Genomic DNA, 24,954 nt, shown 5'->3' with positions numbered 1-24,954 from the left:
TGCAACGAGATCCGTTGACGCCCAACCGTTTCGGCGAAAGTAGTTCAGCCTCGAACGGCCGGCGGTGGGACCGGAGACCACAAACACGGTCCGGGCATGTGTCTCGCCGCCACCCACCGGGGCGAGAGCCGCACCTGACAGGATGCGCGAATGAGTCTTGCCATCGCCACCTGCCAGCCCACCTCGTCGTCCGATCCCCGGGCGAACGGTGCCGAGGTGCGCCGCATGCTCCGGGAGGCCGCGGCCGCGGGTGCGCGGCTCGCCCACTTCCCCGAGGGCTTCCTGTCGGGGTACGCGGTGGAGGACGTGTCCTCGTGGGACACCGTCGACTGGGCGCTGGTCCGCCGAGAGCTCGAGGACGTCGCCGCACTCGCCGGCGAGCTCGGGATCTGGGTGTTGCTCGGCTCTGCCCACCCGTTGACCGCGCCGCACCGGCCGCACAACAGCCTCTACGTCATCTCGGACGAGGGGAGGCTCGTCGACCGCTACGACAAGCGGAAGTGCTCGCACACCGAGCTCACCCGGTTCTACTCACCGGGATTCGACGCGGTGGTCCTCGACGTCGACGGCTTCCGCTTCGGCCTGGCGATCTGCATCGAGATCAACTTCTCCGACCTGTTCGCCGAGTACGACCGGCTCGGCGTCGACTGCCTGCTGCTGTCCGCCTACCCGGTCGACTCGATCTTCGCGACCAAGGCGCGCGCCTACGCCGCGATCCACACCTACTGGGTGAGCCTGTCGGTGCCGGCGCAGACGACGCACCTGTTCCACTCCGGGCTGATCGGGCCGCACGGCGAGTGGCTCGGCGACGTGGGCAGCGATCCGGGGCTGGTCGTCACAGCGCTGGATCGCCGGGACCCGGCGCTGCGCGGCGCCCTCGACCTCGCTCGGCCGTGGCGGGCCTCCGCGCGCGCGGGCCACATCTACGACGAGCGCCGGGTCGTCGACGAGCGCAGCCGAGTGCGCACCGAGTTCTGAGGCAGCTCCCGGCGACGCGACACCGGCGCACACCGACGACCGTTGGTCGCAGTGGCAGCCACGTCGCGGCGTGTCGTGCGGCGTGTCGCGCGGCGCAGTCGACCAACGGTCGTTCGTCGGCGGCCCCGGGTGTCGGGCCGTCAGCGACGGCGGTCGGCGACGACCCAGGACGCTGCAGCACTGACGGCGGCCACGGTGAGGACCGACGGCCAGGCGCCGATCTTCTTCGCGAGCACGTGCGAGGCGCCGAAACCACCGAGGTAGACCGCCGCGAGACCCGCGGCGCCCGCTCCTCCGGCCTTGGCGACCCAGCTGCGGCCGGCGTAGAGGCCGGCCGCACCGAGCACGACCCCACCCAGGGGCCGGATGCCGCTCTCGCGGGCCACGACGTAGCCACCGACGAGTCCGAGGGCGGCGATGGGGGCGGTGGTCACGTCGGCTGCGTCCCGGACCTGCATGTCAGAGCCTCGGCTCGAGGTCGACGACGACCTGGTCGGCGGTCAGGCCGAGCTCCTCGAGGATCTGCCCGCGCGACGCGTGGTCGAGGAAACGCTTGGGGATGCCGTAGGTGTGCACGGGCACGTCGACGTCCGCCTCGCGCAGCGCGAGCGTGACAGCCGCACCGACGCCGCCGCTGACGAGGTTGTCCTCGACGACGGCCACGGCCTTCGCCCGGAGGGCGAGCGCGACGACGTCGTCGCTCACGGGCAGCACCCACCTCGGGTCGACGACGCGGACGGTGCGTCCGTGGGCGGCGATCTTCTCGCCCGCCTCGATGGCCATCCCGGCGAAGGCACCGACGCCGACGACGAGCAGGTCGACCTCGTCGCCGGCGTTCTCGAAGAGCACGTCGACGTCACCGATCGAGCGCACCGCGGTCAGCGGGTCACCGACGTCGCCCTTGGGGAAGCGGATCACGGTCGGCCCGTCGGACACGTCGACGGCCTCGCGCAGCTGGAGCTTGACCTGCTCGCCGTCGCGGGGCGCGGCCAGGCGCAGGCCGGGCACGATCGAGGTGAGCGTCATGTCCCACATGCCGTTGTGCGAGGCGCCGTCGCTGCCCGTGACGCCGGCCCGGTCGAGGATGAGGGTGATGCCGGCCCGGTGGAGCGCGCAGTCCATGAGGAGCTGGTCGAAGGCCCGGTTGAGGAAGGTCGCGTAGACGGCGACGACCGGGTGCAGGCCGGCATACGCGAGCCCGGACGCCATCGTGACGGCGTGCTGCTCGGCGATGCCGACGTCGAAGACGCGGTCGGGGTAGGCGGCGGCGAAGCCGTCGAGGCCGACCGGGATGAGCATGGCGGCGGTGAGGGCGACGACATCGGGACGGTCGCGCCCGATGGCCACCATCTCCTCGTTGAACTCGTCGGTCCAGATGCGCCCGGACACCTCGAACGGCAGCCCGGTCTCGGGGTTGAACTTGCCGACGCCGTGGAACTGGTCGGCCTCGTCGTCGATGGCGGGCTGGTAGCCGCGGCCCTTCTGGGTGATGACGTGGACGATGACGGGGCCGCCGAAGTCCTTGGCCTTGCCCAGCGCCCGCTCGAGCGCCTGCTCGTCGTGGCCGTCGACGGGACCGATGTACTTGAGGCCGAGGTCCTCGAACATCCCCTGCGGCGCGACGATGTCCTTGATGCCCTTCTTGACGCCGTGCAGCGTCTCGAACATCGCGCCGCCGACGACGGGCGTCCTGGCGAGCGAGCGCTTGCCCCAGTCGAGGAAGCGCTCGTAGCCGCGCGTCGTGCGCAGCGTCGCGAGGTGGTCGGCGAGGCCGCCGATGGTCGGGGCGTAGGAGCGCTCGTTGTCGTTGACGACGATGACGAGCGGGAGCGTCTTGTCGACGGCGATGTTGTTGATCGCCTCCCACGCCATGCCGCCGGTCAGCGCGCCGTCACCGATGACGGCGACGGTGTGCCGGTCGGCCTCCCCCGACAGTCGGCGGCCCTTGGCGATGCCGTCGGCCCACGAGAGCGCGGTCGAGGCGTGCGAGTTCTCGACGACGTCGTGCTCGGACTCGGCGCGGCTCGGGTAGCCCGACAGTCCGCCCTGCTTCTTCAGCTTGCTGAAGTCGTGACGCCCCGTCAGCAGCTTGTGCACGTAGGACTGGTGGCCCGTGTCGAAGACGAGGGTGTCGCGCGGGGAGTCGAAGACCCGGTGCAGCGCGATCGTCAGCTCGACGACCCCGAGGTTGGGGCCGAGGTGTCCACCGGTCTTGGAGACCTCGGTGACGAGGAAGGTGCGGATCTCCTCCGCCAGCGCCGGCAGCTGGGTCGCCGGCAGCGCCTTGAGCGCCGCGGGGCTCGTGATCGTCTCCAGCAGGGCCACGCTGCCTCGTCCTCTCGGTGGTGTCTCGATCCCCTGGGGTGGGGTCGATCGAGTCTACGGGTCAACGTCCGGCGGCTCCCAACCGTGCGCACGAGGCCCTGTCGGTCTCGTCACACGACCTCCACACGGTCGCCCCGACGCCCGTCAGAGGCGGGGCGCGAAGACCTTGCCCTGCAAAGCCTCGTGCAGCAGCCGCGCCGAGCGCGAGGCGGCGAGCAGCCGGATCCCCTCGGCCTCGATCTGCCCGAGGATCTCGGTGAGGGCGTCGGCCGGCACGTGCGGCCCGATGGCGACGCGAGCCTCGCGCCACGCGTCGCGCATGGCCACCACCTGCCCGTCGAGGTGCCGACCGGCCAGCCAGGCGAGCGCGATCGGGTGACGCCGCCACCCGGCATACGCCCGGTAGTCCGGTGGGCACTGGTCGAGCAGCCACAGCACGGCGCGGTCCTCCCAGCCGGGGGTGTGGGCCGGCGGGACGCCCGGCGGCCACCCCGGTGGGGTGTGCCCCCGAGACTCGGAGGGTGTCGGAGTCGGCATGCTCCCAGTCTGCCTCGCCTAGTCTCGGACCATGACGACGGTCAGCTGGGTCACGGCCTTCCTCGACCTCCCGCCCGACGTCCACGCGGCGGGCACCCACTTCTGGTCTGCAGTGACGGGGTATGCCGTGTCGCCGGCTCGCGGGGACGACGCGGAGTTCACGACGCTGCTCCCTCCGGTCGGTGACCCGTACCTCAAGATCCAGCGCACGGACGCCGACGGCGGTGACACCGCCCCCGGCGTCCACCTCGACCTGCACGTCACGTCGCCGGAGCAGTCCTCGGCGCGGGCCGAGGCCCACGGTGCCGAGGTCGTCCACCGCTCGGAGCACGGCTACGTCGTGCTGCGCTCCCCCGGCGGCTTCGTCTTCTGCTTCGTCCACGAGCCGCTCGCCCAGCGTCCCTGGCCGACCCGGTGGCCCCAGGAGCACGAGAGCGTCGTCGACCAGGTGTGCCTCGACATCCCGCCCGCGGCCTACGAGGCCGAGTGCACGTTCTGGTCCGAGCTGACCGGCTGGCCGCTGCGCGGGTCGGTGAGCCGCCCCGAGTTCCACCACCTCGTGCACCCCGACGGGATCCCCGTGCGGCTGCTGCTGCAACGCCTCGTCGAGCCGGCCCACGGGCCGGTCACCGGGCACCTCGACCTGGCCTGCGACGACCGTCCCACCGAGGTCTCCCGACACGTCGGACTCGGCGCGACGGTCGTCGCCGACCACGGCGGCGGCTGGACCACGCTGCGCGACCCGACCGGCGCCCACTACTGCATCACCGACCGCGACCCGAGGTCCGGCCTCGGTCGGTGACGAGCGTGCGGCGGGGCGTCCGCCCGGGCTCAGGTCACCAGTTGGGTTCGTGCGCCGGGGCCGGTGGCAGCGGCCGGCCTGCGGGCCGGATGACGTAGACGATGCCCCCGCTGTGCGGCGCCCAGACGTTCTCGAACTGCTCGCGGTCGTAGACGACGCGCACCTGGTCGTTGCTCGCGACGAGGTGCGAGGCCGGGTCGTTGCACACGACGTCACCGGACTCGGTGAAGCCCACGACGACCATGAGGTGGCCGTTCGTGCCGTAGCCGGCGCCCTTGAGCTCGCCCTTCTTGAACGACACCGACACGACGAGCGGGATGCCGGCGGCGATGAAGGCCTCCGCCTCGGTGAGGGTGCGCAGGCGCGTGACGAAGCCGTGCAGGTCTCCCCGGGTGGCGGCGTACGCGGTGTTGAAGGGCCAGTTGCCCGCGCCGTCGTAGGTGTAGTCGAAGACGTTGCGGGCCGTGAAGTCGACCTGGGCGTCGACCGGCGGGTCGACCCACGCGGTCTCGGCGGTCGAGGGACCGGCTCCCCAGTAGGCGACGACCATCGACGTCGACGTCGGCGAGCACCAGGCCTCGCCACCGTTGTCCCACTGCGGGTAGTGCCCGATGTGCACCTCCTGCGAGTAGGTGGGGACGTCGAGGACCGTGCCGCAGGCGGGCCCGTTGGGGCTGCGCGGCACCTTCTTCGTGTCGGGGAGCGCGGACGCCATGGCCCCGACGACCGACACGCTCGGCGTGTCCGTGGTGCCCTGGGGACGCATGAGGCGGACCTCGAGCTGCCAGTCCGTCAGGGTGAAGCCGGTGCGCGTGGCGAGGGTGTCGGTGTAGACGGTCGCCACGGTGTCACCCTGGCCGGCGACGGAGGTCCGGTGGATGCCGCCACCGTCAGCGGGGTCCTTGGCCGCCCAGCGCCCGAGCACGTAGTCCTTGGTCGTCGTGCCGGCGCTCGTGCCACGGACCAGCACCTCGACCCACGAGTCCCCGGGCGTCGCGGCGTTCCACGAGGCGACGAGCTCGGTCAGGCCGAAGCCGGGCGCGACGACGGGAGAGGTCCACGTCGCGACCTCGTAGGTGACGGGCGTGCCGTCCGTGGCGTGGGGGTCGGTGTAGTCGAGGGTCCGGTCGAACGGTCCGAAGACGAGGTCGGCACCGGACCACGAGGCGTAGTGGACGTGTCGCTCGGCAGCGCCCTTCTTCGCCTCGGCGGCGCGGGCCCGCGGCGTGGCGGAGACGCCGACGAGGGCGGCACCGGCGGCGGCGCTGGCGAGCAGCGAGCGGCGGCTGGGCTGGAACGGAACGGCTGAGACGGTGGAGCGACTGGGCATGGGCACACCTTCCGGAGGGGGATCGCGCGGCCAGTCAACACCCGGTCCTCGCCCCGTGGGGGCTTCCCGTCGTAAATTCTCGCGATGAGGACGCGTCGCGCAGGAAATTGACGGGTCAGCGCCAGTTCGGCTCGGCAGGCGGTGACGGCAGCGCGACCTCGCGCGGGTGCATGACGTAGGCCAGACCCCCGTTGGGACCGAGCCAGACCCGCTCGAACTGGTCGCGCCGGTACACGGTGCGCACCTGCTCGTTGCTCGCGATGCGGTGCGAGTTGGGGTCGTTGGACACGACGTCGCCCTCGGCCGTGAAGCCGACGACCGTCAGCAGGTGACCGTTCGTCTCGTAGCCGGCCCCGTCGAGCTCGTCCTCACGGAAGGTCACCGACACGACGAGCGGGATGCCGGCCGCCACGAACGCCTCGGCCTCGGTCAGGTCGCGCAGGCGTGTCACGTAGGCGCGCAGACCCCGCGCCCCGGCGTAGGCCGTGTTGAAGGCCCAGTTGCCCGCCCCGCCGTAGGCGCGGTCGTAGACGCGTCGCACGCCGTGCACGACCTCGGGGTCGGTGTCGTGGCCGACCCACGACGTCTCGTCGCGTCCCGGCGCACGCCCCCAGTGCTCGAGGAGCATCGTCGTCGACGTCGGTGAGCACCACGACTGGCCGCCGTTGTCCCACTCGGGGAACGAGCCGACGTGCAGCCGCTGCGAGTGGGGTGGGACCGCCACCTCGTGCCCGCATCCCACGCCGGGCCGGCTCGTGGGCTCGTCGGGCGTGATGTCGAAGCGTGAGGCCGCGCCGGCGACGAGCGTCACGGTCGGCCAGGCGACGTCGCCATCGGGGATCGCATGGGCCGTGAGGCGCAGCTGCCACCGGTCGACGCCCCGCCCGGGCGCCGACAGCCACGTGTCCGTCGAGACGCTCCCGGCCTCGAAGGTCTGCCCGGGCACCGTGGTCCGCGTGATCGGCGACTCCCCCGCCGGGTCGTCCTCGGCCCACCGCGCGAAGGTGAACCACGGCGTCCAGCCGGCGGCGTCGCCCACGCGACCCTCGACGTGGAGCCAGGTGCCCGCCGGCGTGCGGGCGTTCCACGAAGGGATGAGCTCCGTTGCGGCGAAGGGCGACTCGACGACCGACGACTCCCAGAACCGCGTGCGGTAGGTCACCGGCTCGGCGCCGTCGACGTGGACGTCCACGTCGTCGACATCAGGCGCCGGGGACCAGTCGAGGCCGGTCTCCCACACGGTCAGGACAGCGTGTCGCTCGCTCACGCGACGAGCATGCCATCCGAGGGCGTATGCCGTCCGGCCGGGTCCCCAGCCCCGCGCACACGGCGACGGGCCCGTATGCCGTGGCGTACGGCATACGGGCCCGTCTTGCTGGGCCGTGCTGCGGGTCAGCTGTTGACGAGCGACCTCAGGACGTACTGGAGGATGCCGCCGTTGCGGTAGTAGTCGGCCTCACCGGGGGTGTCGATGCGCACGACGGCGTCGAACTCGACCGTCTCGCCCGACTCCTTGGTGGCGACGACCTTGACCGTCTTGGGCGTCGTGCCCTCGTTGAGCGCCGTGATGCCGGTGACCGAGAAGGTCTCGGTGCCGTCGAGGCCGAGCGAGTCGGCGTTCTGGCCGGCCGGGTACTGCAGCGGGATGACGCCCATGCCGATGAGGTTGGAGCGGTGGATGCGCTCGTAGCTCTCGGCGATGACGGCCTTGACGCCGAGCAGGCTCGTGCCCTTGGCCGCCCAGTCACGCGAGCTGCCCGAGCCGTACTCCTTGCCCGACAGGATGACGAGCGGCGTGCCGGCCTCGGCGTAGCTCTGCGCGGCGTCGTAGATCGTCGTCTGCTCGCCGCCCTTGGTGAAGTCACGGGTGAAGCCGCCCTCGACGCCGTCGAGGAGGAGGTTCTTCAGGCGGATGTTGGCGAACGTGCCACGGATCATGACCTCGTGGTTGCCGCGCCGCGAGCCGTAGGAGTTGAAGTCCTTGCGCTCGATGCCGTGCTCGGCGAGGTACCTGCCCGCGGGGCTGTCGTTCTTGATGGCGCCGGCCGGGCTGATGTGGTCGGTCGTGACGGAGTCGCCCAGCTTGGCGAGGACGCGGGCGCCCTCGATGTCGCTGACGGGCGTCGTCTCCATCGACATGCCGTCGAAGTACGGGGGCTTGCGGACGTAGGTCGACTCGGCGTCCCAGGCGAACGTGTCGCCCTCGGGGGTCGGCAGCGACTGCCAGCGCTCGTCGCCCGCGAAGACGTCGGCGTAGTCCTCGGTGAACATCTCCTGGCTGATCGAGCTCGCGATGGTGCGCTCGACGTCGGCGGGAGCCGGCCAGATCTCCTCGAGGAAGACGTCCTTGCCGTCCTCGTCCTGGCCGAGCGGCTGCGACGCGAAGTCGAAGTCCATCGTGCCGGCGAGGGCGTAGGCGATGACGAGCGGCGGGCTCGCGAGGTAGTTCATCTTCACGTCGGGGTTGATGCGCCCCTCGAAGTTGCGGTTGCCCGAGAGGACCGACGTGACGGCGAGGTCGTTGTCGTTGATCGCCTTGGAGATCTCCTCGTTGAGCGGGCCCGAGTTGCCGATGCACGTCGTGCAGCCGTAGCCGACGAGGTGGAAGCCGAGCTTCTCGAGGTAGGGCCACATGCCGGCCTTGTCGTAGTAGCCCGTGACGACCTTCGAGCCCGGTGCCATCGACGTCTTGACCCACGGCGCGACCGAGAGGCCCTTCTCGACGGCGTTCTTGGCGAGCATCGCGGCCGCCATCATCACCGACGGGTTGGACGTGTTGGTGCAGCTCGTGATCGAGGCGATCGAGACGATGCCGTGGTCGATCTCGAACTCGCGGCCCTCGGCGTCGGTGACCGACACCTTCTTCGAGGGGCGGCCGCTCACGCCACCGGAGTCGGCTGGGCGGTCGCCGCCGTTCGTGCCCTCGACGGTGCCCTGCGGGGTCGGGTCGCTCGCCGGGAAGGACGAGGCTGCACCCGCGTCACCCTCCTCGTGCGCGACGTAGGTCGGGAGCACCTTGCGGAAGGCGTCCTTGGCGTCGGTCAGCGCGATGCGGTCCTGGGGACGCTTGGGGCCGGCGATCGACGGGACGACGGTCGAGAGGTCGAGCTCGAGGTACTCGCTGTAGCGGGCCTCCGGCTGGTCGGGACCGGCCTTGAGCCACATGCCCTGCTCCTTGGCGTACGCCTCGACGAGCGCGACGCTCTCGTCGGAGCGGCCGGTGAGGCGCAGGTAGTCGAGGGTGACCTCGTCGATCGGGAAGATCGCGCAGGTCGAGCCGAACTCGGGGCTCATGTTGCCGATGGTGGCGCGGTTGGCGAGCGGGACCTGCGAGACGCCCTCGCCGTAGAACTCGACGAACTTGCCGACGACGCCGTGCTTGCGGAGCATCTCGGTGATCGTGAGGACGACGTCGGTGGCGGTGGCGGCGACGGGGATCGAGCCGCTCAGCTTGAAGCCGACGACGCGCGGGATGAGCATCGAGACGGGCTGGCCGAGCATGGCCGCCTCGGCCTCGATGCCGCCGACGCCCCAGCCGAGCACGCCGAGGCCGTTGACCATCGTCGTGTGCGAGTCGGTGCCGACGCAGGTGTCGGGGTAGGCGACGCGCTCACCGTCGATCTCGCGGACCATGACGGTGCGGGCGAGGTGCTCGATGTTGACCTGGTGGACGATGCCGGTGCCCGGCGGGACGACCTTGAAGTCGTCGAACGCGGTCTGGCCCCAGCGCAGGAACTGGTAGCGCTCGCGGTTGCGCTGGTACTCGATCTCGACGTTGCGCTCGAAGGCGTCGGCGCGGCCGAAGACGTCGATGATGACGGAGTGGTCGATGACGAGCTCGGCCGGCGCGAGCGGGTTGATCTTGGCCGCGTCGCCGCCGAGGGTGGCGACAGCCTCACGCATCGTCGCGAGGTCGACGACACAGGGCACACCGGTGAAGTCCTGCATGATCACGCGCGCGGGCGTGAACTGGATCTCGGTGTCGGGCTCGGCGTTCTCGTCCCACGAGCCGACCGCGTTGATGTGGTCGGCGGTGATGTTCGCGCCGTCCTCGGTGCGCAGGAGGTTCTCGAGGAGGACCTTGAGGCTGTACGGCAGGGTCTCCTGCCCCTTCACCCCTGCGAGGCGGTAGATCTCGTAGGACTGGCCACCGACCTCTAGGGTCCCCTTGGCCTTGAAGCTGTCAACACTGCCCACGACGGGCTCCTTCCAGCAACTCTGATGTCACGGTGCTCGATTTATCTTGACGTCAAGATATATCTAACCACACGCGTCCGTCCTTGTCAGTCCACCCCTACCCGCCCATCCTTCCCTCCGCTCGCGTCGTTGTCGCCCCCTGTCGCGCCCCTGTCGCGTACCCGCCCGACCGCTGGTCGGACCGCTGCCCGGGCCCGGATCGGCGTGCCGACCAGAGCAGTCCCTCGACCGGGACGCCGGCCTCGAGGCGGAGGTGGACACGGGTCACCTCCACGTCGGCCAGACCCGCGGCGGCGCTGACGGACCGCAGGTACCCCTCGCCGTGCGCGTAGCGTCCCGACGGCGTCAGCCGCCAGTCCCCCACCGGGTCGACGAGCCGCTCGACGGTCGCGACGAGGGTGCCGCCCGGCCGCAGCGCCCGCGCTGCCGCCGCCGTCGTCGCGCCGAGGTCGCCGAGGTAGCAGAGAGTGTCCGCGCAGACGAGGAGGTCGTATGCCGTGGGCTGGGCGCGGAGGAACGCGCTGAGCTCGCTGCGCTGCAGGACGTCGTAGCAGCCGCGCACCTGCGCGTGCCGGAGCATGTTCAGCGACAGGTCGCAGCCGGCGAGGGTGCGCGCCCAGGAACGCACTAGCGCGCCGACGAGACCCGTGCCGCAGCCGAGGTCGGCCACGTCGAGGTCAGCCACGGGTTCGCCGAGGAGCTCGGCGACCCGGTCCACGACGAGCTCCGGCGCCCGGTAGCCGAGACCCGCGAGGTGCGGGTCGAACGCGTCGGCGGTGGCGTCGAAGAGCGACTCGACGTAGTCGTCCGGCGCGCGGTCCGGGGCAGGCAGCCCGCCCAGGGCGGCCAGACGGTGCCGGGCACCCGGGTCGTCGGGGTCGAGCCGCACCCACCGCCGCACGAGGTCGAGGGCCTCGGTCTCACGGTCACGCGCCGTCAGGGCCAGCACGGCAGCGGTCACGGCGCCCCGCCCGCGCCAGCTCTGCGGCTCGAGCTCCAGGGTCCGGAGGCCCGCGTCCCCGGCACCGGCCGGGTCGTCGGCGAGCCGCAGTGCGGTGGCGAGGTTGGCCCACGTCGGGGCATCGGTCGGGTGGACCGCGAGACTGGCCTCGTACGACGTGACCGCGCCCGCCGGGTCCCCCACCTCCAGGCGCATGTTGCCGAGGTCGTTGTGCAGGCTCGCGAGCACCATCGGGTCCGTGACCGCCGAGAGCGCCTCGGACATGAGCCGTTCAGCGGCGGAGTCGTCTCGACACAGGTGTGCCGCGACGGCTCGCAGGTGCAGGACGCGGACGTCGTCGTGCGCCCCCGTCACACCGGCGAGCGCCTCCTCGGCTCCCGGCCCGTCACCGGCGCGCAGCCGCGCCAGCGCCCGTTCGAGCGCGTCGTCCGGTCCGACGCGGTGCCCGTCGCCACCCGGGCCGCTGGTCAGCCCATCTTGTTGGATCGGATGTCCCACGTGACGCTGGACGTTCGGCCGCTCGCGCCGCCGCCGGGACCGGGCTCGGCATAGTCGAAGCGGATCCACGCAGGCTGGAGGGCCACCTCCTCGTCGACGTCGTCCTCCTCACCGGAGACGAGCACCTCGGTCACGACGAGGTCCTTCATCGTCACCGTGAGGAAGTCCTTGTGCGCGCCGGGATGGGCGACGTTGAGCGTCGCGTCCTTGAGGTGCTTGCCCGTCGCTGCGAAGGACGCCAGATGGGGCGAGGCGAGGTCGTAGCGGTGGACGATCCGGAACTCGTGGGCACGCGGCCGGCCGGCCGCGCCGCCACTGCCCGAGCCGTTCGTCGGGGTCGTCACGCCCCAGTTCCACGAGACCACGTCGATCGCCCCCTTGTGGTCCTTGCTCTGGCTGCTGCCCTCGATGCCGTCGAACCTCATGAACGCATCCATGTCGCCTCCACCCGATGCCGAGCACGTCTTTCGACGCTAGCACCGCGGGGCCCGCGCCAGAAGGCCTTCAGGCGGGACCGTCGCCGGCGCCCTCGCCCGTCAGCGCCTCACGGAAGTGGGGGTCGAGCTCGGCCTTGGCGCCGGCCTCGGTGTCGAACCAGACGTAGGTGATGACGCACGTGGCCGTGAGCAGGGGCTGCTCGCCCCGTCGCCAGATCTCGTGCCGGAGCGTGAACGACGACGTGCCGATCCGGTCGACGACGACACGGATGTCGGCGTGGTCGAGAGGCTTGAGGCTCGCGGTCCAGTCGATCTCCGCGTGCCGGACGAGGGCGAGCCGGTGCTCGTCGGCGAAGCGGTAGGGCCCGTAGCCGAGGTGGTCGAGGAAGGCCATCTTCGCGTCCTCGCACCACGTCAGGTAGTGCGAGTTGAAGACGACGCCGGCGAGATCGATCTCGGAGAACTTCACGGCCACGGGGTAGCTGAACGACATGGCCCCATGCTCTCGCGACGGCCACCTGCTCTGGTCGTCAGGTCCCTCAGGTGCTCCGTCAGCCACGTGCTGGCCGAAACTGCCGGCGCGTGAGTGCTCCGGCGGGCGCGAGGGAAGCCCACAGGTGCACGGACCCTTGGCGTCGTGATCTCCGTGCTCGCCGATCGCTGACGGTCGCGACCTAGGCAGCGTCGAGCCTCACGTCAGCCGGACGGGTCACGTGGCAGCGCCCCGTGGGTGCGGTCCACGTGCACGTGCCGTCGGCGTCCATCGTCAACGTCCATCCGGCATGGTGCTTGAAGCCGTGGTGGGTGCGGCACAGGCAGACGAGGTTGCACTCGGTGGTCGAGCCGTCGGGGAAGCGCACCACGTGGTCGAGGTCGCACCGGCGCGCGGCGACGCCGCACCCCGGGAAGCGACACGTCCGATCGCGGTCCCGAACACGTTGCGCCAGAGCAGCGTTGGGCCGGTAGGTAGCGGGATCGCGCGCCACAGTGACACCGGTCAGCGCGTCGGCTCGGCTCACGCGCAGCACGACATCGGGGTCTGACAGCACCTCTGCCAGCACGGGTGCGAGCATCCAGCCGAACCGTGGATGTCGGACACCGAGCTTCGGTGGTCGCCATCGTTCGCCCGGGAGACGCTGGGGGCTCGCCGCGTCCTCGACCGCTCCTGTCACCGTGACGGGCATTGCTGCCTGGTGCGCGAGCAACGCCCCGGCGGCTGCCGGGTCGGCGTCGCATCCGGCACGCGGCGCAGACCCGAGCCCGAAGAGCTCTGACCCGATCGCATGCTCCGGTGCGAGGCGCGGACCGGTGATGTGTGCCAGGTCGAACGCCCCGACATCGACGGATGACGACCGGCTCGGCCCATCTCCCGGACGTGGTCGGCGGGACGGGGCGCTGGGTCGCACGTCGGCCGCCGGGATGGCGGAGGGCACTGCCGCGGCCTCGTCCGGGCCACGGAGCGCGACGCCACGCCGGTCGTCCGACGCGGGACCGACGAAGGTGGGCACGACCAGCTCGACGGTGGTGGACACCTGGGCGCTGCCGAGGAGAAGATCGAGGAAGGCGTCAGCGCGAGCCTGGTCGATCGACCGGGCAGGGTCGGCGCGCACGTACTCGTGCGCCAGCTCGTCGACGGCACCCCACGCCTGCATCGAGTCCCGCGCCGGCAGCGAGGCCTTCCACCATGTCGTGCCGGGATCGAGACCCGGCTCCACCCGCACGAAGCGGTCACGGAGGGCGTGCTCCGATCGGCACCGAACGGAGGACGGATCGGTCGCCATGGCGGCACGCTCGCACTGCCGACGGAGCCGAGCCGGTGTCAGCGACTCCGCCCCGCCTCCCTCCATGACGACGGCCTCGAAGATCGGACGGGCACCGACCGCGACGAGGCCCGCCTGGTCCACCACGACGGCGGTCTGCCGCTGGCTGAGGTGCCCGTCCGCGCGGCGGCGAGGGTGCGCGGGAGGTCCTCGACGAGGCAGAGCGCGTCGGCGACCCGCCACTCGGCGCCACGTGGGGTCGAGCGCAGGATGGGCGCGACGCTCGAGGCCACGATCTTCACCGACGACGGGCGGAACTCGGAACCGTCGGACCAGTCCCCGTCGAGGTCGGCGAGGTCGAGCTCCTGACGGCGGACGCAGGCGGCCAGCGCGAGATCCTGGACGGCGCCGAGGACGTTCATCGCGCGCTGTGTGACGGCGAGGACCGCCTCGGCGCCGGCCGTGTCGAGACTGCGCAACCGCTCCGGCACCACGCGACACACCACGGCTGCCTGCGCGACCGGCGGCAGCGCGTCGAAGACGTCAGGGGGATCTGGGTGACGAAGGCGAGCACGCCACCGGCAGCGACCTCGCTGCTCCCCACGGCACTCCTCGACTCCATGATCGAACACTAGTACGAGCCACGGACAGTGCGCCGTCCCCCGGCCATGCGCCCGCACCCACGCCATGCCCCGCGCGCCGAGTGGGCTCTCGGCCACGTGTGCTCAGGCGCTGGCGGACCCGTCACGGGGCTCCAGCACGGCGATGCACTCGACGTGGTGCGTCATCGGGAAGGCGTCCCAGGCCTCGAGGGAGACGAGGTCGTAGCCGTGCGTCCCGGCGGCCTTGACGTCTCGGGCCAGGGCCGAGGGGTCGCACGCGACGTAGACGACGCGGCGCGGCCCCATCCGAGCGAGCAGCCCCATGACGTCCTTGCCGGCCCCCGTGCGGGGCGGGTCGAGCACCACGAGGTCGGCAGTCACGTCCTGGTCCACGAGCGACCGCAGCTCACCGTCGACGCGGTTGGCCCGCCACTCGACGTTCTCGAGGTGCTCGGTGTTGGACTCGCCGTTCTCGACCGCGCGACGGTCCCCCTCGACACCGAGGACGACACCGTCGGGCGCGACGAGCTCTCCGAGGCGCATCGTGAAGAGGCCCGACCCGGCGTAGAGGTCGAGGACGCGGTCCCCCGGCTCGGCGCCGAGCAGCGTCGACACACGGGACAGGAACGTCGTCGCCGCGCCCGGGTGCACCTGCCAGAAGCCCCTCGCGGAGACGACGTACTCGCCCTCCCAGTCGCCGTCGCGGGCCAGCTCGCCGACGAGCCCACCGCCGCTGCCGCCACCCTCCGGCGCGGGCAGCGGGACGAGCACCGGCTCGTCGGGGTGCACGGCGTCGATGACGTCGACCGACTCGAGGTCGGGCCACTCGGTGTCGAGCACGCCGGAGTCGATGACCCCTCGGGTGGCGATGAGGCAGTCCTCGACGGGCACGATGTGGCTCGACCGGTGACCGCGCAGACCCGCGCGCCCGGCACCGTCCACGGCGAACTCGACCCGGGTGCGCCAGCGCAGCCCTCCCTCGTCGCCCGGCACCGGCTGGACGACGACGTCGACGTCGAGTCCTGCCACCCGCGCGAACTGCTCACGCACGACGGCGCCCTTGAGCGCACGCTGCGTGTCCAGGGAGGCGTGCTGGAAGTCGCATCCACCGCAGAGCCCGGGGGCGGCATACGGGCACGGCGCGGGCACGCGACCGGGCGCGGCCTCGAGCACCTCCACGGCGTCGGCACGCACGAAGCTGTCACCGACGCGGCCCTCGGTGACGCGCGCGACGACGCGCTCGCCGGGCAGCGTGTGGCGCACGAAGATGACCTGTCCCTCGTGCCGGGCCACGCAGTGACCACCGTGGGCGACGGGCCCGACCTCGACGGTCCACTCCCGTCCCACGAGCGACTCGCCCCCTGCGGCGCGCTCGCGGTTCTGGCGGCCGCTCACAGCGCTCCACCGCGCACGGACCCGCTGATCGGCGGCTCGTCGATCCAGTCGCGCTCGGCGCCCTCGGACGACTGGAGCTGCCACGGGACGCTGACGACCATGACACCGGGGGTGAAGAGCAGCCGGGCCTTCAGGCGCAGCGCGCTCTGGTTGTGCAGCACCTGCTCCCACCACTTCCCGAGGACGTACTCGGGGAGGTAGACCGTGACGATGTCGCGGGGGTTGCCGCTGCGGATCGACCGCACGTAGTCGAGGATCGGCTTCGTGATCTGGCGGTACGGCGAGGACAGCACCTTGAGCGGTACCGGGATCTCGCGCTTGTCCCACTCGTCGAGCAGTGCCTGCGTCTCGTCGGGGTCGACGTCGACCGTCACGGCCTCGAGGTAGGACGGCCGGCTCGCCCGGGCGTACGCCAGCGCCCGCATCGTCGGCTTGTGCACCTTGGAGATGCAGACGATGGCGTGCACGTGGCTCGGCAGCATGGGCCGCTCGACGTCCCAGTCGATGGCGAGCTCGTCACGCACGCGGTTGTAGTGCTTCTTGATCCCGAGCATGAGGGCGAAGAGGACGACCATCGCGAGGATGGCGTACTTCGCCCCGGCCTGGAACTTCGTCAGGAGGACGACGATGAGCACCGTCGCCGACATCGCCGCACCCACCGCGTTGATGATGCGCGACCGCTGCATGCGCGACCGTTCCTTGGCGTTGCGCTCGAGGCGCAGGTGGCGCGTCCAGTGCCGCACCATGCCGATCTGCGAGGTGGTGAAGGAGACGAACACCCCGACGATGTAGAGCTGGATCAGCGCGGTGACCTCGGCCTTGAACACGATGACGAGGACGATGGCCGCCCCGGCGAGGATGAGGATGCCGTTGCTGAAGGCGAGCCGGTCGCCGCGGGTGTGCATCTGGCGGGGCAGGTAGCCGTCGCGGGCGAGGATCGAGCCGAGCACCGGGAAGCCGTTGAACGCCGTGTTGGCGGCGAGGACGAGGATCAGGCCGGTGACGATCGAGACGAAGACGACGCCGATCGGGAAGTCCGCGAACACCGACTCGGCGAGCTGGCCGATGGCCGTGTGCTGGATGTAGGAGTCACCGACCGGCTGTCCGTCGCGCAGCAGCTGGGCGCCCGGGTCGTCGGCGATCTTGACGCCGGTCCACTGGCTCAGGGCGATGATCGAGCCGAGCATGACGACCGACAGGGTGCCCATGAGGAGCAGGGTCGTCGCGGCGTTCGTGCTCTTGGGCTTCTTGAAGGCCGGGACGCCGTTGCTGATGGCCTCGACGCCGGTCAGGGCCGCGCAGCCGGACGAGAACGCCCGCAGGAGCAGGAAGGCCGCAGCGAGTCCGGTGAGGCCCTGGCCCTCCTCGGGCTTGAGCGTCAGGCCTGCGCTCTCGGCCGGCGTCAGGTTGCCCGTGAAGTGCTGGATGAAGCCGTAGACGCCCATCCCGATGATGGCGAGCATGAAGGCGTAGACGGGCACGGCGAACGCCTTGCCCGACTCCCGGACGCCGCGCAGGTTCATGGCGGTGAGGAAGACGATGAGGGCCACCGCGACGATGACCTCGTGGCCGCGGACGAAACCGAGCACCGTGGCAGCGTTCTGCACGCCGGACGAGATCGACACCGCGACGGTCAGGACGTAGTCGACGAGCAGGGCGCTCGCGACCGTGAGCCCGGCCCGCGGACCGAGGTTGACGGTCGCGACCTCGTAGTCGCCGCCGCCCGAGGGGTAGGCGTGGACGTTCTGGCGGTACGACGCCACCACGACGACCATGACGAGGACGACCGCGATGGTGACCTGCCAGCTGTGCGTCGCGACGAACGTGCCGCCGGCGAGCCCGAGCATGAGCAGGATCTCGTCGGGCGCGTAGGCCACGGACGAGAGGGCGTCGCTCGCGAAGATCGGCAGCGCGAGGCGCTTGGGCAGCAGGGTCTCCCCGAGCTTGTCGCTGCGCATCGCGCGACCGAGGAGGAGGCGCTTGAACAGCGAACCGGTACCGGGCACGACGCAACTGTATGACGGATCGTCCCCTCGCACTGACCCACTCCGGACGGCGCGGACACCGCCCCGAGAACGTATGCCGTCCCGCACGTTTCGCTCGGCGTCCGGCCTGCGCGGCCTGCGGGGTGGGCGACGTCCCCACGGTGTAGCGTCGCGTCCGTGCACTTCGTCATCATGGGATGCGGCCGCGTCGGGTCGACCCTCGCCCGCACCCTGGGCCGCAACGGCCACGACGTCGCCATCATCGACGCGGACGCCTCCGCGTTCCGCCGGCTGGGCACCTCCTTCGAGGGCCAGACCGTCACGGGCATCGGGTTCGACCGCGACACCCTCATCGCCGCCGGCATCCGTGACGCCTACGCCTTCGCGGCCGTCAGCAGCGGCGACAACTCCAACATCCTCGCGGCCCGCGTGGCGCGCGAGACGTTCGGGGTCGAGCACGTCGCCGCCCGCATCTACGACCCGCAGCGCGCCATGGTCTACCAGCGCCTCGGCATCCCGACCGTCGCGACGGTGCGCTGGACGGCCGACCAGATGATCCAGCGGCTGCTGCCGCAGGGCGCCGTGCCCGAGCTGACCGACCCGAGCGGCAAGATCGTCATCGCCGAGGTCCCCCTCGCCGAAGGCTGGGTCGGCCGGCACCTCACCGATCTCGAGGAGCAGACCGGCGCCCGCGTCGCCTACGTCACCCGGCTCGGCGAGGGCACGCTCCCCCGGCCCGACATGGTCGTCCAGCAGGGCGACCTCGTGCACCTCACCGTCCCGCGCGACGACCTCGCTCGCGTCGAGCGGCTCTGCGACCAGGCCCCGGCCGCCCACTGACCCGGCACAGGAGAAGAAACCCCCATGCGCGTCGTCATCGCCGGAGCCGGAAGCGTCGGCCGCTCCATCGCCCGTGAGCTGCTCGGCAACGGGCACCAGGTCCTGCTCATCGACAAGGACGCCGACGACGTGCAGGCCTCACGGGTGCCCGAGGCGTCGTGGCTGCTCGCCGACGCGTGCGAGCTCGCCGCCCTCGAGGAGGCCAGGCTCGAGGAGTCGGACGTGTGCGTCGCCGCCACCGGTGACGACAAGGCCAACCTCGTGCTCTCGCTCCTCGCCAAGACCGAGTTCGGGGTCCCGCGCACCGTCGCCCGCGTCAACAACCCGAAGAACGAGTGGATGTTCGACGAGTCGTGGGGCGTCGACGTCGCGGTGTCGACGCCACGGCTCATGACGGCGCTCATCGAGGAGGCCGTGAGCATCGGCGACCTCGTGCGCATTTTCGAGTTCCAGCAGGGCCGGGCCTCGATGGTCGAGATCACCCTCCCCGAGGGCAGCCCGTTCGCCGGGCGCCGCGTGGGCGACGTCGACTGGCCGACCGACACGGTGCTCGTCGCGATCATCCGCGAGGAGCGTCCGCTCGCTCCCACCCCTGACGACGCGATCGAGGCCGGCGACGAGCTGCTCTTCATCACGACGACGGAGCAGGAGGACCGCCTCCAGGACCTCGTCGCACCGGGCGAGCGGCACCACACCCACCTCGAGGACTGACCTCGACGTCGCCGGGTCGGGCGTCAGGCGACCCGCGAGGGGTCGATCGGCGTGCGCCCGCGGAGCAGGATGGCGCCCATCGCCGTGATGGCGAGCAGGTACGCCGGCCAGCCGAGCACCACCTTGGCCACGCCCAGAGCGGCGACCTGCTCGGCGAGGTAGAGCGGCACCATGATCGAGAGCCGGACGACGTTGAGGGCGATGAGGACCCACGCGAGCCGCGCCGCGACCGTGACGATGCCGGGGTGCCGCCGCCACCACGTGGGGTTCTCGGCGAACGCCTCGGGCTCGGCGACCCCGACGACGAAGCCGAAGAGCGGCCACCGCGTCAGGTTCGTCACGAGCAGCAGCACGAGCAGCCCGGCGTTCTGCAGCATGCCCGGCAGGAACGCGTCCTCCGCCCGACCCGACCGCAGCGCGAAGAAGGCCGAGATCCCCACGCCCGCAGCGGCATACGCGATGAAGCGAGGGTCCTGGCGCTGGGCGAGGCGCACGAGCAGGAGGACGCCCACGAGGACGCCGGCGACCACGAGGGACGTGCGGAGGTTCTCGGTGCGCGCCCACACGAGGGCGAAGGCGAGGGTCGGCACGGCCGACTCGACGGCGCCGCGCCAGCCGCCCAGCGCCTCGGACAGCTTGTCGCGGAGCAGCTCCTCGACGGTGTCGTAGCGGCGCAGGTCGGCCTCGGAGCGGACGACCCCGTCGCCCTCCCCGGTGCGCTCTCCGCCCGGTCCCACGGCCGTGCCCTCGGCGTCAGCCATGCGCCTGCCCCGCCCGGCCGATGAGCTCGTAGGCCGGGTTGAACATCGTCTTGACCTTCCGGCGGGTGGTGATGCGGCCCGTGGCCTGGATCTTGACCCCGGGCACGATGCCGGCGATGCGCCGACGACCGAGCCACACGAGGTGGAGCGACTCGGTGCCGTCCCAGACCTCGACGTCGAGCGCCGGGGTCTCCTCGCGCGGCCGCAGGGTGACGGACCGTACCTCGCCGCACACGGTGACCCTGACGCGCTGGGGCGCGTCGCCGATGTGCACGACGCCGTCGAGGTCCGAGGACTCACGGCGCAGCTCGGCCGCCTCGATCTCGTGCGACGAGCGGGTCAGGCGGTCGGTGAGGCGACGCAGGGCGCCGGGCTGGCCCGTGCTCACGGGCGCGTCCGGCTCGGACGCGGTGCGGGACACGGGCCGGACATCAACGGACCTCGGTGATCTCGGGTCCACGCTCGAACGGCTTGAGGTCGGGACCGCCCTGCTCGGCGGCGTCGTCCGGCTCACCGGCCTGGGCGGCGCCATCGGCGTCGGGGAGGCGCAGCGGCAGCAGCTCGCGGGGAGGCATGGCCTCCTCGCCACGGTCGATGACCGTCGTCCGGATGACGTCGTGCACCGCGTCGGCGGCGGCGGGCTCGATCGCGGCCCGGCCGGAGACCACGGCGCGGAGGAACCAGCGGGGGCCGTCGACACCGACGAAGCGGGCCGGCATGAAGACCGTCCGGCCGTCGGGGCCGGCCTGCGGCATCCGGGTCAGCAGCTCCTCGCCGAACTCGCCGGTGAGGACCTCGGCGGTGCCGCCGGCGTCGACGATGCTCGCGGCGATCTCGTTGCGGATGTCGATCCAGACACCTTCGGTGCGCGGAGCGGCGAAGGCCTGCAGCTGCACGGCCGACTCGCCGATGACGGCGGTCACACCCGTGATCTGCTGCTCCTGCTCGTTGACCTCGAGGCGCAGCTCCATGCCCTGCTGCCCGCGCAGCCAGATGGCGCCGAGGTTGAGGTAGTCGGAGTCGTCCTCGACCTCGCTGCGGTCGAGCGGTCGGGACGTGGCCGCAGGGGCGCCGTCACCGTCGACGTCGCCGTCACCGAGCTCGTCCTGCTCGAGGTCGTCGGGAAGGTCCACGGCATCGGTGTCCGGGCGGTCCTTCGACTTGCCCCGGCTGAAGAGTCCCACGTCATTCCGTCCTTTGAGTCCTGCTGCACGGTGGGCACGATGCCCGCCCGTGGTCGTCGCGGCGCTGACGCAGCGCCCGGCGAACCGTATCCGATGATCACGCCCCGGTGGGCGTCTCCCCCGGTGTCGGCGGGGCGGCGCCGCCGGTGGCGAACCCACCGGTGGATCCGTGTCCAGTGTCCCCCCGACTGGTGTCGTCGAGCGAATCCACCTCGACGAAGTGCACGCGCTCGACCCGCTGCACCACGAGCTGGGCGATCCGGTCGCCCCTGCGGACCGTGAACGGCTCGCGTGGGTCGAGGTTGACGAGGTTGACGAGGATCTCGCCCCGGTAGCCCTCGTCGACGGTCCCGGGGGCGTTGACGATGGAGATGCCGTGACGTGCCGCGAGGCCGGAGCGCGGGTGCACGAAGCCCGCGTGACCAGCGGGCAGAGCGAGGGCCACACCCGTCGGCACGAGGACACGCTCCCCCGGCTCGATGGTCAGGTCGACGCGCGAGCAGAGGTCGGCGCCGGCGTCCCCGGGGTGCGCGTAGCGGGGCAGGGCCAGGTCGGGGTCGAGCCTCCGGACCGGGACAGCACAAGGGTCGGTCACGAGGACCGACCCTACTTGCTCCTGGCCATGCTGCTGCCCGGTGGGGAATGCGCTCAGGCTGCGCACTCCGTGCAGATCATCATGCCGTTGCTCTCCTTGGCGAGCTGGCTGCGGTGGTGGACGAGGAAACACCGTCCACAGGTGAACTCGTCGGCCTGCTTGGGCAGGACGCGCACCGACAGCTCCTCACCGGAGAGGTCGGCGCCCGGGAGCTCGAAGCCCTCGGCCTGCTCGGTCTCGTCGACGTCCACGCTGGACGACGTCTTGTCGACCCGACGGGACTTCAGCTCCTCGATGGAGTCTTCGCTCAGATCGTCGTCAGTCTTGCGTGGCGCGTCGTAATCGGTTGCCATCTCGTTGTCTCACTTCTACTCGTGCTGCGCCTTGCGGTCTGTGACGCGGAGAACGCTCGTGGGCCCGTGCTTGTTCCCGGAGAACCCGCGCGGTCAACGACGTTGTTAACAGCGACGAAACATGTCCGCGTGCGCGTATGGTGCCCGATCCCCACCGCGTTGTCACGTTGCCCGAGCCAAGGCCTGAGACGCGCCCCCGCCCGCACCACTCACACCTGCCCTTTTCGGACGAACAGTTCACCTGCGCTTTGCCATCCGCCGACCTTCACGGGTGCACATTGGTGGTCCTACGGCGCGGTAGGGTCTCCGGACTCGACCGATCGACAACCCAGGCCCGGAGGTGGCACCCATGACCGAGTTCGTCGACCAGATCAGGCAACGTGTCAACGACGCGCTGGGCGACCTCGCCGAGGCGCGACAGGCGGGTGACGACTACCGCGTGCAGGTGCACACCGGCGAGCTGGAGTCCTTCGCCCGCCTCGCCACGGAGAACGGCGTCCGCGTCCCCGAGCTCGAGCCGTTCCAGGCGGCCTGAGCAGCGTCACCCGACGCACGACCGCGGACGTATGCCGTCCGCTCCCGCACGACGACAGGCGCCCCACCCGGCTCGGCCGGGTGGGGCGTTCGTCCTGCGTCCTCGAGCGAGCGGCGTGACGGTCAGCCGTTTGCGCCCTGCGGCGCGACGAAGAGCGCGCGCACCTGCTCGACGAGGTCGGGTCCCGCGGCGACGGTGAGGGCGGTGCCGGGTGCCGACCCGGGCTCCTCCCCCGCGCCGATGACGACGCCTCCCGCCTCCTCGACGACGAGCCAGCCCGCGGCGAGGTCCCAGGCGTTGAGGCCGGTCTCGGCGTAGGCGTCGACGGAGCCCTCGGCCACGCGGACGAGGTCGAGGGCGGCACTCCCGATGCGTCGGATGTCACGGACGAGGGGCAGGACCCCCAGGAGCACCTCCGCCTGTCGGGCGCGGACCTCGGGGGCGTAGCCGAAGCCGGTCGCGAGCAGGGTGCGGGCGAGACGGTCCTCGTCCGAGACCGACAGCTGCTTCGGCGCGACGCCCTCGGTCGGGTCCTCCGGGCTCGTCCGGGCTCCGGTGCCCCGGCCGGCGTGGTGCACGAGGCGCCGGCACGGGTCGGCGACCGCACCCGCGACGGGGGTCCACCCACCCTGGGAGTGGGCGTCCCCGACGACGACGGCCACGGACACGGCATACGCAGGGATCTCGTAGAGGTAGTTGACGGTGCCGTCGATGGGGTCGACGACCCACGTCAGGCCGGAGGTGCCGGTGACGTCGGCCCCCTCCTCGCCGAGGATGCCGTCGTCGGGGCGGGCCGCCTGGATGAGCCGGTGGAGCAGCTCCTCGGAACGCCGGTCCATGACGGTCACGACATCGGTCTCGGTCGACTTGGTCGCGGCGACGCCCATCCGGGGCGGGCGCTCGTCACGGATGAAGCGGGCGGCCTCCACCGCGAGCTCGACGCAGAGCCGCTCGAGCTCCTGGACCGTGACACCGTAAGGGAGGGCGGGAACAGGGCGTTCGGTCGTCATCGCGGCGTCCTCAGTCGCTGCCGCAGAGGGCCGGGCGGGCCTGGCGCAGGTTGGGACAGCAGCCGGGTGCGCACACCGAGGGCATCCGGCCCTCGAACTGCGGCACGTCCTCGCCGCGGGCCTCCGCCGCGCGCTCCAGCAGGGCGTCGACGAGGTCTCGGACGAAGACCTCGTCCGTGCCGACCGTCGGGACGCGCACGTGGGTCAGGCCCAGCTCGTGGGCCGTCTCCTGCGCCTCGGTGTCGAGGTCGTAGACGACCTCCATGTGGTCGCTGACGAAGCCGATCGGAGCGGTGACGACGGTGCGGATCCCGGCCGCCGCGAGCTCGCGCATCCGGTCGTTGACGTCGGGCTCGAGCCACGGCTGGGTGGGCGGGCCCGAGCGCGAGCAGAAGACGAGCTCACCCGTGAGGTCGCGGCCGAGGACGCGGTTGGCCTCCTCGGTGAGCTGCGACGCGAGCGCCAGGTGCTGGCGCTGGTAGAGGTTGCCCTCCCCGTCGCCGGGACCGGACGTGTCGTCCATGGCGTCGGGGATCGAGTGCGTGACGAAGAGCAGCGCGATCTCCGCGTCCGGCGCGCCGTCGAGCGCCCGCAGGGACCGGACGAGCTCGCCGGCGTTGGCCGCGGCGAACCCGGGGCGCCGGGCGTACTGCGACACCTTGTCGATCTGTAGCTCGATGCCGTCCTCGGCCACCGTGGCGGCGGCGTCGGCGAGGTTCTCGCGGTACTGGCGACAGGAGGAGTAGCACGAGTACGCGCTCGTCGTCAGGGCGACGACGCGTCGGTGCCCGGCCGCGTGGCTCTCGCGCAGGGCGTCGTCGATGAACGGCTCGCTGTTGCGGTTGCCCCAGACGATCGGTGTGCTGATGCCGCGCCCGTCGAGCTCGGCGCGCAGGGCCGCGATGAGCGCCCGGTTCTGGTCGTTGATCGGGCTGCGGCCACCGAAGTGGTGGTAGTGCTCGCCGACGGCCTCGAGACGTTCGTCCGGGATGCCCCGGCCGGCGGTGACGCGCCGCAGGAACGGCATGACCTCGTCGGGGCCCTCGGGACCGCCGAAGCCGAGCAGGATCACGGCGTCGTACGGTTCGAGCGGCGAGGGCTGGGGCTGGTCGGGCGTCGGTGCTGCGTCTGATGTCATGTCTCCGCCATCGGTGGGTG

25 protein-coding genes are annotated in these 24,954 nt (G+C 71.6%); 5 read left to right on the top strand and 20 right to left on the bottom strand.

Features of this window, described 5'->3' with window-relative positions; genetic code table 11:
- Positions 1-150 precede the first annotated feature (150 nt).
- Positions 151-978 (top strand): carbon-nitrogen hydrolase family protein, encoded by an 828-nt coding sequence (locus tag ACSQ2D_RS10140; protein ID WP_435985828.1) that lies wholly within the window; start codon positions 151-153, stop codon positions 976-978.
- A gap of 140 nt (positions 979-1,118) precedes the next feature.
- On the opposite strand, the gene ACSQ2D_RS10135 is transcribed toward ACSQ2D_RS10140, so the two are convergent.
- From ACSQ2D_RS10135 to ACSQ2D_RS10125, 3 genes are all read right to left on the bottom strand, one after another.
- Positions 1,119-1,436, bottom strand: coding sequence for a hypothetical protein (locus tag ACSQ2D_RS10135; protein ID WP_435985827.1), 318 nt, complete (start codon positions 1,434-1,436; stop codon positions 1,119-1,121).
- Between the two features lies 1 nt (position 1,437).
- Positions 1,438-3,303 carry a 1-deoxy-D-xylulose-5-phosphate synthase gene (gene dxs, locus ACSQ2D_RS10130; RefSeq protein ID WP_435985826.1) on the bottom strand — a complete coding sequence of 622 codons (1,866 nt, stop codon included), beginning with the start codon at positions 3,301-3,303 and terminating at the stop codon, positions 1,438-1,440.
- Between the two features lie 144 nt (positions 3,304-3,447).
- Positions 3,448-3,840, bottom strand: coding sequence for a hypothetical protein (locus ACSQ2D_RS10125; protein WP_435985825.1), 393 nt, complete (start codon positions 3,838-3,840; stop codon positions 3,448-3,450).
- 31 nt (positions 3,841-3,871) lie between these two features.
- Here ACSQ2D_RS10125 and ACSQ2D_RS10120 point away from each other — a divergent pair, with 31 nt between their 5' ends.
- On the top strand, positions 3,872-4,642 hold the full coding sequence (locus ACSQ2D_RS10120; protein ID WP_435985824.1) for a VOC family protein: 771 nt from the start codon (positions 3,872-3,874) through the stop codon (positions 4,640-4,642).
- 34 nt (positions 4,643-4,676) lie between these two features.
- Here the strand turns inward: ACSQ2D_RS10120 and ACSQ2D_RS10115 are convergent, their stop codons facing one another.
- The 10 genes from ACSQ2D_RS10115 to ACSQ2D_RS10070 form a co-directional block, all read right to left on the bottom strand.
- Positions 4,677-5,972 carry a peptidase C39 family protein gene (locus tag ACSQ2D_RS10115; protein WP_435985823.1) on the bottom strand — a complete coding sequence of 432 codons (1,296 nt, stop codon included), beginning with the start codon at positions 5,970-5,972 and terminating at the stop codon, positions 4,677-4,679.
- 115 nt (positions 5,973-6,087) lie between these two features.
- Positions 6,088-7,239 (bottom strand): peptidase C39 family protein, encoded by a 1,152-nt coding sequence (locus tag ACSQ2D_RS10110; protein WP_435985822.1) that lies wholly within the window; start codon positions 7,237-7,239, stop codon positions 6,088-6,090.
- Between the two features lie 125 nt (positions 7,240-7,364).
- Positions 7,365-10,169 (bottom strand): aconitate hydratase AcnA, encoded by a 2,805-nt coding sequence (acnA, locus tag ACSQ2D_RS10105; RefSeq protein WP_435985821.1) that lies wholly within the window; start codon positions 10,167-10,169, stop codon positions 7,365-7,367.
- A gap of 97 nt (positions 10,170-10,266) precedes the next feature.
- A complete protein-coding gene (locus ACSQ2D_RS10100) occupies positions 10,267-11,628 on the bottom strand; it encodes a methyltransferase domain-containing protein (protein ID WP_435985820.1) in 1,362 nt (453 codons plus the stop codon).
- On the bottom strand, positions 11,598-12,053 hold the full coding sequence (locus ACSQ2D_RS10095) for an Hcp family type VI secretion system effector (protein ID WP_435985819.1): 456 nt from the start codon (positions 12,051-12,053) through the stop codon (positions 11,598-11,600). The genes ACSQ2D_RS10100 and ACSQ2D_RS10095 overlap by 31 nt, the downstream gene beginning before the upstream one ends.
- A gap of 79 nt (positions 12,054-12,132) precedes the next feature.
- Positions 12,133-12,558: an acyl-CoA thioesterase gene (locus ACSQ2D_RS10090; RefSeq protein ID WP_435985818.1), complete on the bottom strand. Its 426-nt coding sequence runs from the start codon at positions 12,556-12,558 to the stop codon at positions 12,133-12,135.
- A 181-nt stretch (positions 12,559-12,739) separates the two neighbouring features.
- The gene (locus ACSQ2D_RS10085) at positions 12,740-13,846 is read right to left on the bottom strand and encodes a hypothetical protein (protein WP_435985817.1); all 1,107 of its coding nucleotides are present in this window, start codon (positions 13,844-13,846) and stop codon (positions 12,740-12,742) included.
- A 38-nt stretch (positions 13,847-13,884) separates the two neighbouring features.
- Positions 13,885-14,304: a hypothetical protein gene (locus tag ACSQ2D_RS10080; protein WP_435985816.1), complete on the bottom strand. Its 420-nt coding sequence runs from the start codon at positions 14,302-14,304 to the stop codon at positions 13,885-13,887.
- Positions 14,305-14,550: 246 nt separating this feature from the next.
- The gene (locus tag ACSQ2D_RS10075) at positions 14,551-15,822 is read right to left on the bottom strand and encodes a class I SAM-dependent RNA methyltransferase (RefSeq protein ID WP_435985815.1); all 1,272 of its coding nucleotides are present in this window, start codon (positions 15,820-15,822) and stop codon (positions 14,551-14,553) included.
- Positions 15,819-17,780: an APC family permease gene (locus tag ACSQ2D_RS10070; RefSeq protein WP_435987842.1), complete on the bottom strand. Its 1,962-nt coding sequence runs from the start codon at positions 17,778-17,780 to the stop codon at positions 15,819-15,821. The genes ACSQ2D_RS10075 and ACSQ2D_RS10070 overlap by 4 nt, the downstream gene beginning before the upstream one ends.
- A gap of 204 nt (positions 17,781-17,984) precedes the next feature.
- Here ACSQ2D_RS10070 and ACSQ2D_RS10065 point away from each other — a divergent pair, with 204 nt between their 5' ends.
- Both ACSQ2D_RS10065 and ACSQ2D_RS10060 read left to right on the top strand, forming a co-directional pair.
- Positions 17,985-18,647 (top strand): potassium channel family protein, encoded by a 663-nt coding sequence (locus ACSQ2D_RS10065; RefSeq protein ID WP_435985814.1) that lies wholly within the window; start codon positions 17,985-17,987, stop codon positions 18,645-18,647.
- 24 nt (positions 18,648-18,671) lie between these two features.
- Positions 18,672-19,358 carry a potassium channel family protein gene (locus ACSQ2D_RS10060; protein WP_435985813.1) on the top strand — a complete coding sequence of 229 codons (687 nt, stop codon included), beginning with the start codon at positions 18,672-18,674 and terminating at the stop codon, positions 19,356-19,358.
- Positions 19,359-19,381: 23 nt separating this feature from the next.
- Here ACSQ2D_RS10060 and ACSQ2D_RS10055 read toward each other — a convergent pair whose 3' ends face one another.
- From ACSQ2D_RS10055 to ACSQ2D_RS10035, 5 genes are all read right to left on the bottom strand, one after another.
- Positions 19,382-20,119 carry a DUF3159 domain-containing protein gene (locus ACSQ2D_RS10055; protein WP_435985812.1) on the bottom strand — a complete coding sequence of 246 codons (738 nt, stop codon included), beginning with the start codon at positions 20,117-20,119 and terminating at the stop codon, positions 19,382-19,384.
- Positions 20,112-20,540: an OB-fold nucleic acid binding domain-containing protein gene (locus ACSQ2D_RS10050; protein ID WP_435985811.1), complete on the bottom strand. Its 429-nt coding sequence runs from the start codon at positions 20,538-20,540 to the stop codon at positions 20,112-20,114. The genes ACSQ2D_RS10055 and ACSQ2D_RS10050 overlap by 8 nt, the downstream gene beginning before the upstream one ends.
- Positions 20,541-20,550: 10 nt before the next feature.
- Positions 20,551-21,303, bottom strand: coding sequence for a DUF3710 domain-containing protein (locus ACSQ2D_RS10045; RefSeq protein ID WP_435985810.1), 753 nt, complete (start codon positions 21,301-21,303; stop codon positions 20,551-20,553).
- Positions 21,304-21,400: 97 nt separating this feature from the next.
- On the bottom strand, positions 21,401-21,898 hold the full coding sequence (dut, locus tag ACSQ2D_RS10040; protein WP_435985809.1) for a dUTP diphosphatase: 498 nt from the start codon (positions 21,896-21,898) through the stop codon (positions 21,401-21,403).
- A gap of 53 nt (positions 21,899-21,951) precedes the next feature.
- Complete coding sequence (locus ACSQ2D_RS10035) at positions 21,952-22,251, bottom strand: DUF4193 domain-containing protein (protein WP_020145516.1); 300 nt, start codon at positions 22,249-22,251, stop codon at positions 21,952-21,954.
- Positions 22,252-22,600: 349 nt separating this feature from the next.
- On the opposite strand from ACSQ2D_RS10035, the gene ACSQ2D_RS10030 reads away from it, so the two are divergent.
- A complete protein-coding gene (locus ACSQ2D_RS10030; protein WP_435985808.1) occupies positions 22,601-22,786 on the top strand; it encodes a hypothetical protein in 186 nt (61 codons plus the stop codon).
- Between the two features lie 122 nt (positions 22,787-22,908).
- Here ACSQ2D_RS10030 and ACSQ2D_RS10025 read toward each other — a convergent pair whose 3' ends face one another.
- A complete protein-coding gene (locus tag ACSQ2D_RS10025; RefSeq protein ID WP_435985807.1) occupies positions 22,909-23,796 on the bottom strand; it encodes an inositol monophosphatase family protein in 888 nt (295 codons plus the stop codon).
- Between the two features lie 10 nt (positions 23,797-23,806).
- The gene (locus tag ACSQ2D_RS10020; RefSeq protein ID WP_435985806.1) at positions 23,807-24,934 is read right to left on the bottom strand and encodes a ferrochelatase; all 1,128 of its coding nucleotides are present in this window, start codon (positions 24,932-24,934) and stop codon (positions 23,807-23,809) included.
- Positions 24,935-24,954 lie beyond the last annotated feature (20 nt).

Source organism: Terrabacter sp. LjRoot27 (assembly GCF_964254175.1).
Classification (GTDB): domain Bacteria; phylum Actinomycetota; class Actinomycetes; order Actinomycetales; family Dermatophilaceae; genus Terrabacter.
This window is presented reverse-complemented; position numbering and strand designations above follow the sequence as displayed.

Coding starts and splice junctions, on each gene's coding strand:
- ACSQ2D_RS10140 (WP_435985828.1), top strand. CDS start 151: ATGAGTCTTGCCATCGCCACCTGCCAGCCCACCTCGTCGTCCGATCCC.
- ACSQ2D_RS10135 (WP_435985827.1), bottom strand. CDS start 1,436: ATGCAGGTCCGGGACGCAGCCGACGTGACCACCGCCCCCATCGCCGCC.
- ACSQ2D_RS10125 (WP_435985825.1), bottom strand. CDS start 3,840: ATGCCGACTCCGACACCCTCCGAGTCTCGGGGGCACACCCCACCGGGG.
- ACSQ2D_RS10120 (WP_435985824.1), top strand. CDS start 3,872: ATGACGACGGTCAGCTGGGTCACGGCCTTCCTCGACCTCCCGCCCGAC.
- ACSQ2D_RS10115 (WP_435985823.1), bottom strand. CDS start 5,972: ATGCCCAGTCGCTCCACCGTCTCAGCCGTTCCGTTCCAGCCCAGCCGC.
- ACSQ2D_RS10095 (WP_435985819.1), bottom strand. CDS start 12,053: ATGAGGTTCGACGGCATCGAGGGCAGCAGCCAGAGCAAGGACCACAAG.
- ACSQ2D_RS10090 (WP_435985818.1), bottom strand. CDS start 12,558: ATGTCGTTCAGCTACCCCGTGGCCGTGAAGTTCTCCGAGATCGATCTC.
- ACSQ2D_RS10085 (WP_435985817.1), bottom strand. CDS start 13,846: ATGGCGACCGATCCGTCCTCCGTTCGGTGCCGATCGGAGCACGCCCTC.
- ACSQ2D_RS10070 (WP_435987842.1), bottom strand. CDS start 17,780: ATGCGCAGCGACAAGCTCGGGGAGACCCTGCTGCCCAAGCGCCTCGCG.
- ACSQ2D_RS10060 (WP_435985813.1), top strand. CDS start 18,672: ATGCGCGTCGTCATCGCCGGAGCCGGAAGCGTCGGCCGCTCCATCGCC.
- ACSQ2D_RS10055 (WP_435985812.1), bottom strand. CDS start 20,119: ATGGCTGACGCCGAGGGCACGGCCGTGGGACCGGGCGGAGAGCGCACC.
- ACSQ2D_RS10035 (WP_020145516.1), bottom strand. CDS start 22,251: ATGGCAACCGATTACGACGCGCCACGCAAGACTGACGACGATCTGAGC.
- ACSQ2D_RS10030 (WP_435985808.1), top strand. CDS start 22,601: ATGACCGAGTTCGTCGACCAGATCAGGCAACGTGTCAACGACGCGCTG.
- ACSQ2D_RS10025 (WP_435985807.1), bottom strand. CDS start 23,796: ATGACGACCGAACGCCCTGTTCCCGCCCTCCCTTACGGTGTCACGGTC.
- ACSQ2D_RS10020 (WP_435985806.1), bottom strand. CDS start 24,934: ATGACATCAGACGCAGCACCGACGCCCGACCAGCCCCAGCCCTCGCCG.